Origin of the sequence: uncultured Microbulbifer sp., assembly GCF_947498635.1 — a bacterium.
Classification (GTDB): Bacteria; Pseudomonadota; Gammaproteobacteria; order Pseudomonadales; family Cellvibrionaceae; genus Microbulbifer; species Microbulbifer echini.
Genome location: NZ_CANMKV010000085.1, coordinates 1 through 2,611 on the forward strand (window position 1 = coordinate 1; position 2,611 = coordinate 2,611).

1 protein-coding gene is annotated in these 2,611 nt (G+C 50.1%); it reads left to right on the forward strand.

The genetic code is table 11. The features are described 5' to 3' along the window. A partial coding sequence (locus tag Q1A69_RS19820; protein WP_299589566.1) for a hypothetical protein occupies positions 1-2,611 on the forward strand: 2,611 nt, incomplete at both ends.

Consider the following 2,611-nt stretch of genomic DNA (forward strand, 5'->3'; position numbering starts at 1 on the left):
GTGACCGATACCGGTGAGATTACCGGCACCAGCGGTGTGGACCGTTTTGCGGTGGTGGACCTCAGTGGTGACACCGTCGTGCAGAGTCAGAACATCGACTTTTACGGCGTCAGCAAGGTCGATGGTGGCGATGACAGCGACACCTTGGTCGGCCTGACCGATACTAATTTTATCCTGAGTGATAGCAGCGGTGGCTTTAGCCACAGCGCGATCGACTTTGTCAGCTTAGAAAATGTGACCGCCACTGGTGACAGTCAGTTGGTCGGCACCACACAGCAGGAAACCTACACCGTTCAGAATGACGGCCGTGTCGAAGTGAACGGGGTTTACTTTACCGCGCTCAGTGGTGTCCGCGCGCACGCGGATGGTCTCAGCGGTCTGGACGATATTGTTGACGCAACGCTGTACAGCGCCGGCCTCGCCCTGACTGGCAGCGTTAAAGAAGTGGAGCTGCTGACCACGCCGGATACCAATTTTGTATTTAGCGGAATCGGTCAGGCACAAACCCAATTCCTGGATGTGTCCGCCAGCGGTGAGATCGCGGTTGTCGCCGGTGATAAAGCCCTCGATATTGCCAGTATTCACTTCACCAGCCTGGATCAAGTACAAGGCGGTGGCAGCAACACCGCAAAGGTTATCGCCGATGTCAGCCTGAACAACTCCGATACCACTGGCGACTTTGACAGCAGCGATATGCTGTTCTCCGGTTTTAATACGGTGAACGCCGACAGTGGTATTACCCTGACTGGTACCGATGCCGCCGACACTTTCACCGTACTTTCTACAGCGAATCAGGTAGCAGTAGAAGGTATTACCTTCACCAATGTATCCAAGGTACAGGCGGATGCAGAGACTGGTGACCAAGGTGAGAGTGATGTAGTTAATGCACTAAATGTGGATGTATACCTTGCTGGAAGATCTCAAGAATTTACAGCTTCAGCTATTGACTTTTCCGGATTTGAGCAGGTTGAAACGGAGAGCCTGTTTGGTACTAACTCTGCTGATCATTTCACAATGGAAGATACTGGGGCAGGGATAACCGGTGGGGCTGTTTCGATCTATGGAATGACGATCTCTGGAATAAAAAATCTGGATGCTGGAGATGGAGTTGATTCGGTAGAAAGTAGGGATGGTATTGGGTATGAGATTAACGCTGGCTTAGTAAGTCATGACGGGATTCAATTCTCCAATGTAGAGTCCTTCTCAGGAAGTTATGCTGAACTTCTTAGCTTGGGTTCAAATGATGATGAATTTACTGTCGATAGTTTTGGAAATGTTTTAATAAGTGGTTTGGAGTTTAGAAATTTATCCAGTGTTGATGCAGGAGCTGGGTATAATTCTGTAGATGCGAAAGCTTATACAGCAGGTTTGGCTCTGACAGAGAATTCAGGCGAGGTTAGCCTATTCAACGATGTACTTGTCTTCAAAAAAATAAAAGAGGTCGAAGTCGATAAGCTATTTGGTACCAATGATGTCGATCTGTTTTCCCTAAATGATGATTCAGTTAACCCCATCCTGACGGCATCAGAAATTGATTTTTCTGGACTGTCCAGTGTTGATGGCCTTGCAGGTGAAGATACCCTGACGGTTGATGATGCTGTTCTTGATGGAGACAAAATCAACGGTATTACTTTTATTAATTTAGGTGATGTTGCCTCTAAGAAAGTCACCATTAGCAGTGATCAATCTGGCAATTTTTATATCTATGATGGTTATGTAATATCTGATCAGGATACCGATCATGGCAGTGGTAATGAATATAAGTTCACTGGAGTCGACCATGTTGATACCAACGGATTTGCGACCACTGTAACGGGGTACTCGGGGGAGGATTGGTACGTCCTTGGCGATAAATCGGCCAAGAATTATGGTGTTAGTTTCTATGAGGTAACAAACCTCATTGCTAAAGATGGCGGGGGCTTAATTGGTGAGTCAGCAGGCGCTGCCTATACCATGAGCACAGAGTCCGGTCAGACTGTTGTCTCGGTGAGACAGATGTCATTCCATAATCTATCTCACTTGACAGCAAGTGAAGTAGCTGATGACACAGTCATCAGTAGTGTTGCAAGTAATTGGCAGTTAACACAGTCAGATAACCAAGTTGTACACGCTGGTCTGACTATCAAGAATGTGGAATCCCTGAGCGGTGGTAATGGCCGCATGAGCAGCAGCGAGGATGACCACTACGCCTTCAACGCTGACGCCACCGCAGTCACCGTCGACAGCATGGTGTTCGCCAACCTCACCAGCATCGACGCCAGCGGCAGTGCCGATAGTGTCAGTGGCGGTGTCAACCACGGCTGGGCCCTGACCGACGTCGAGAACCAAGTGGTGCACAACGGCACCATCATTACCGGCGCGGAATCCCTGAGTGCAGGCAATGGCCGCCTGAGCAGCAGCGAGGATGACCGTTACGCCTTCAACGCCGACGCCACCGCAGTCACCGTCGACAGCATGGTGTTTGCCAACCTCACCAATATTGCCGCCAGCGGCAGCGCCGACAGTGTCAGCGGCGGTGCCAACCACGGCTGGTCCCTGACCGCCACGGCCAATCAGGTGGTGCACAACGGGGTCACCATTACCGGCGCGGAATCTTTGAGCGCTGGTAACG